Source organism: Lentzea aerocolonigenes, assembly GCF_000955955.1.
GTDB classification, from domain to species: Bacteria; Actinomycetota; Actinomycetes; order Mycobacteriales; family Pseudonocardiaceae; genus Lentzea; species Lentzea aerocolonigenes_A.
The window spans coordinates 1-5116 of the sequence record NZ_JYJG01000501.1; the positions used below are offsets into that span (position 1 = coordinate 1).

Genomic DNA, 5116 nt, shown 5'->3' on the forward strand with positions numbered 1-5116 from the left:
GGTTCTGGGGCAGAGCCCCAGGGGGAAGCACGCAACGGGACTCGCTCAACGCAAGCCGACCACGTTCACCCGACCAAGCGCCCCCTACCCACGCTGAGGCAAGCCGAACACCCGTTCCCGCGCCACCGCCAACGCCGAATGCAGGGCCCCCGAGCGCACCGGATTAGCCGTGATCTGGGCAAGCTGCACCGGGGTCCGCGGCACCACCAGCTTCAGCAGTTCCACCGACACCAGGTCGCACAACGTCTCGCCACCGGCCTGGGCAACTCCACCCGACAAGAGCACCAGTTCCGGATCGAGCACGCACACGACGTTCGCCAGACCCAAAGCGATCCTACGAGCGAGGTCTGACAAGAACGCGCGGCCTTCGGTGCCCGCGGTCAGGGCGTGGGCGACGGCCTCCAGACCGGAGGACGCGACGATGCCGTGCGACGAAGCGAGGTTCACGATCGCGTCGCTGTCCACCTGGTCGCCGTAGCGGCCGCCGGGAACCTGCATCGAGTCGATCTCGCCCGCGCCGCCTGTGACGCCGCGCAGCAGCACGCCGTTGACGACGACCGCCGACCCTATTTCGTCGGCCGGCCAGAAGAGCACGAAGTTGCGGACGCCCACGGCCTTGCCGGAGCTCATCTCCTCCAGAGCCGCCAGGTTGATGTCGTTCTCGATCGAGACCGACGTCCCCAGCAGTTCCCGCAACGTCGCGGGCAGGTCGACGTCCACCAGCCCCGGCAGATGCGGCGCGAACCCCAGACAACCCGTGGCCGGGTCGACAGCGCCGGGCGTGCCGACGACGACGTGCGACAACGCATCCAGCCGCAGACCGGCCAGGGCCGCCGCCTTCTGCACCGTCTCGCGGAAGGCGGCGAGCGTCTCGGACTTGGGCATCGGCGCGCTGTGCTCGGACAGCAACGAGCCGGTGATGTCCGCGATGACCACGTCGATCAGGTCCGGCGTCAACGCCACCGCCGCCACATGACCCACACCACCGTTGACGGCCCACATCTGCGCGCGCGGCCCACGCCCACCACCACGCAACCCCGTGCGGACGACCATGCCGTCCTCTTCGAGCCGCGCCAGCAACTGGGCAGTCGCGGGCTTGGAAAGGCCGATGACCTCCTCCAGCTCAGCGCGCGTCATCGCCCCGCTGCCCAGCAGGGTCTCGATGGCCGCCCGGTCGTTGATCTCCCGCAGCAGCCGCGGGCTTCCAGTCCGTGTCATGACTCCACCCGCTCCAACGCGCCCTTCAGCGCGGCGACCACCTGCTCCGCGGCCCCGTCGAACGTGAACCCGGCCGCCAGCCGATGCCCACCCCCGCCGAGCACCTGAGCCACCTCACGAACGTCCACCCTGCCCACGGCCCGCAGCGACACGGACCAGAACCCAGGGCGCAACTCCTTCAGCACAGCCGCGACCTCGGCCTCGGAAGCAGAGCGCACGACATCGATCACGCTCTCCACCTCCTCGCTGCGCACATCCCGCGCGTCATCCACCCCGACCACGGCATGCACGAGCCCCAACCCACCAACGGCCTGCTGATCCAGCTCCGCACGAGCCAGCACACGCGACAACATCCCCAAGTACGCGAACGGATGCGCGTCCATCAACGGCCGCGTCACGCTGTACGCGTCGACCCCTGTCTGCAACAACCGAGCGGCTGTCTCATGCGCCGCAGGCCCAGCCTTGCGAAAACCCCCGGTGTCCGTGACGAGCCCGGCGTAGATGCACCGCGCAATGGGCTCGTCGACGACCACGTCCATCTCGTCGAGCAACTTCAACGCGATCAGCGCAGTGGCCTCAGCGTGCTCGTCGATGCAGTGCAACGTCCCGTACCGCGTGTTCGAAACGTGGTGGTCGATGACGATGACGGGCCCCGTGCACGCGGCAACGCGCCCACCCAACGGCCCGAGCCGCTGCACACTGCCGGTGTCCATGACGACGAGAAACTCGGGAGCAGCAGGCACCTCATCCCGGTGCACCAGCAACCCGGCCGTGTCCAAAGCCTTCAGGGACTCCGGCACAGCCTCGGGCTCACCGAACGCCACGCGCACCGCAACCCCGCGCCGATGCAGCGCAAGCCCCACCGCCAAAGCACTCCCGAGCGTGTCCGCGTCGGGGTTGATGTGACTGAGAAGGGTCACATCACGGGCGCCGGCCAGTAACCGCGCGGCCTCGGCAATGCTGGTGCTCAGGTCGTCTGCCACAGGGAGACGTTAGCTGCTGGCCGTCTCAATGTGCTGGAGGGCACCCTCGGACAAGACAGTTTCCATCCCATAAACGCCCGCGGGGGACCTCGAAAGGTCCCCCGCGGAAACGATCAGTCCTCGTCCTCGTCGTCCTCACGAGGAGCCTTGTACGGGTCGGCCTCTCCCGCCGGAGAAGCACCCACCGCCAGACGGGCCACCTCGGCGTCGGCTGCCTGAGCCTTGGCCAGCAGCTCGTCCATCTTCCGCGCCGTGTCCGGCACGGTGTCGGTCATGAACGTCAGCGTCGGCGTGAACCGGACGCCGGTCTGAGCTCCGACCATGGACCGCAGGACACCCTTGGCCTTCTCCAGAGCCGCTGCGGCCCCGGCGTAGTCCGGTTCGGTGTCCAGACGCTCACCGAGAACCGTGTAGTAGACGGTCGCGTCGTGCAGGTCGCCGGTCACCTTGGTGTCGGTGATCGTGACCCGGGCCAACCGCGGATCCTTGACCTCGTGCTCGAGAGCAGAAGCCACGATCTGCGAGATCCGCTTGGCGAGCTTGCGGGCACGTGCCGTGTCGGCCACGAGCCTCCCCTTCCTAGTCGTCCTCCGGCCCGACGAGACGCGTCCGGGCAGAGAGCAGTTCAAGTTCGGGACGTCCGGCGACCAGCCTTTCACAGCCGGCCAGAACGTCCCTGACATGCGCGGCATCACCAGCGACGACTGCGACACCGATCAACGCGCGCCGATGCAGATCCTGATGACCCGCCTCGGAAGCGGCTACCTCGAAGCGCTTGCGCAGCTCCGCCACGATCGGGCGGACCACCGAGCGCTTCTCCTTCAACGAGTGGACGTCGCCCAAGAGCACGTCCAGTTCCAGAGCCCCCACGTACATGGGAAAGATCCTCCAGAAGAAAAGGGTGCGGAGCCACCGGATAAATGGCTCCGCACCCCCACCTAGACCGCTCAGGCGCGCGGCTTCTCGCGCATCTCGTAGGTCTCGATGATGTCCTCGAGCTTGAGGTCGCTGTAGTTGCCGAGCGTGAGACCACACTCGAAACCTTCGCGAACCTCGGTGGCGTCGTCCTTGAACCGCTTGAGCGAGCTGATCGGGAGGTTCTCCGCGATCACCTTGCCGTCACGGAGCAGGCGCGCCCTGGCGTTGCGGCGAATCTCGCCCGACAGGACCATGCAACCCGCGATCGTGCCGACCTTGGAGGACTTGAAGACGTCGCGGATCTCGGCGCGGCCGAGCTGGACCTCTTCGTACTCCGGCTTGAGGAGACCCTTGAGGGCCGCCTCGATCTCGTCGATCGCCTGGTAGATGACCGTGTAGTAGCGGACGTCGATGCCCTCGCGGTTCGCGAGCTCGGTCGCCTTGCCCTCGGCCCGGACGTTGAAGCCCAGGACGATGGCGGAGGAGGCCACGGCGAGGTTGATGTCGCCTTCGGTGATGCCACCGACACCGCGGTGGACAACGCGAAGCTCGACGTCGTCGCCGACCTCGATCTTCATGAGCGCGTCCTCGAGGGCCTCGACGGTACCCGAGTTGTCGCCCTTGATGATCAAGGTGAGCTGGCTGGTTTCCTTGAGTGCGGCGTCCAGGTCCTCGAGGCTGACGCGCTTGCGCTTCGCGGCGTTGGCAGCGTTGCGAGTGCGGGCCTGACGACGCTCGGCGATCTGGCGAGCGACGCGGTCCTCGTCGACGACGAGGAACGAGTCACCAGCGCGCGGCACCGACGTGAGGCCGATGACCTGCACCGGACGCGACGGGGTCGCGTCGTGGACGTCGTCGCCGTGCTCGTCCACCATGCGGCGGACGCGGCCGTAGGCGTCGCCCGCGACGATCGAGTCGCCGACGCGGAGCGTGCCTCGCTGGACCAGCACCGTGGCGACCGGACCGCGACCGCGGTCGAGGTGCGCCTCGATCGCGACACCCTGGGCCTCCATGGCCGGGTTGGCCCGGAGGTCCAGCGAAGCGTCGGCCGTCAACAGGATGGCCTCGAGGAGGCTGTCGATGTTGATGCCCTGCTTCGCGGAGATGTCGACGAACATCGTGTCGCCGCCGTACTCCTCGGCGACCAGGCCGTACTCCGTCAGCTGCTGACGGATCTTGGCCGGGTTGGCGCCTTCCTTGTCGATCTTGTTGACCGCGACCACGATCGGCGCCTGAGCGGCCTGCGCGTGGTTGATCGCCTCGACCGTCTGCGGCATCACGCCGTCGTCAGCGGCGACGACGATGACCGCGATGTCGGTCGCGTTCGCACCACGAGCACGCATGGCGGTGAACGCCTCGTGACCCGGGGTGTCGATGAAGGTGATGAGCCGCGGGTTGCCCTCGAGCTCGGTCTCCACCTGGTAGGCGCCGATGTGCTGGGTGATGCCACCGGCTTCACCCTCGTGCACCTTCGCCTTGCGGATGGTGTCGAGCAGGCGGGTCTTACCGTGGTCGACGTGACCCATGACGGTCACGACCGGCGGGCGGACCTGCAGGTCGTCCTCGTCACCGGCGTCCTCGCCGTAGGTGATGTCGAACGTCTCGAGCAGCTCGCGGTCCTCCTCCTCGGGGGACACGACCTGCACGACGTAGTTCATCTCGGAGCCGAGCAGCTCCAGGATCTCGTCGGACACCGACTGGGTCGCCGTGACCATCTCGCCCAGGTGGAAGAGCACCTGCACGAGCGACGCCGGGTTGGCGTTGATCTTGTCGGCGAAGTCGGTCAGCGAGGCACCGCGCGGCAGGCGGATCGTCTCGCCCTGCCCCTTGGGCAGGCGGACGCCACCGACCGAAGGCGCCTGCATGTTGTCCATGTACTCCTGGCGCTTCTGCCGCTTGGACTTGCGTCCACGACGCGCCGGACCACCCGGACGACCGAAGGCACCAGCGGTACCGCCACGACCAGCGCCGCCACCGCCACCGGGACGACCGCGGAA

The 5116-nt window shown here is 67.8% G+C and carries 5 protein-coding genes; all 5 read right to left on the bottom strand.

Annotated elements, in window-relative coordinates:
• Positions 1-84: 84 nt before the first annotated feature.
• Entirely contained in the window at positions 85-1218 is a 1134-nt protein-coding gene (locus UK23_RS44840) for an ROK family transcriptional regulator (RefSeq protein ID WP_052685610.1), read from the bottom strand.
• The gene (locus UK23_RS44845) at positions 1215-2201 is read right to left on the bottom strand and encodes a DHH family phosphoesterase (protein ID WP_045317947.1); all 987 of its coding nucleotides are present in this window, start codon (positions 2199-2201) and stop codon (positions 1215-1217) included. Before UK23_RS44845 ends, UK23_RS44840 begins: the two co-directional genes overlap by 4 nt.
• A gap of 113 nt (positions 2202-2314) precedes the next feature.
• Entirely contained in the window at positions 2315-2767 is a 453-nt protein-coding gene (rbfA, locus tag UK23_RS44850; RefSeq protein ID WP_045317948.1) for a 30S ribosome-binding factor RbfA, read from the bottom strand.
• Between the two features lie 13 nt (positions 2768-2780).
• Positions 2781-3077 carry a DUF503 domain-containing protein gene (locus UK23_RS44855; protein ID WP_045317949.1) on the bottom strand — a complete coding sequence of 99 codons (297 nt, stop codon included), beginning with the start codon at positions 3075-3077 and terminating at the stop codon, positions 2781-2783.
• 71 nt (positions 3078-3148) lie between these two features.
• The coding region (gene infB, locus UK23_RS44860; RefSeq protein ID WP_082115493.1) for a translation initiation factor IF-2 at positions 3149-5116 on the bottom strand (1968 nt) is incomplete at its 5' end.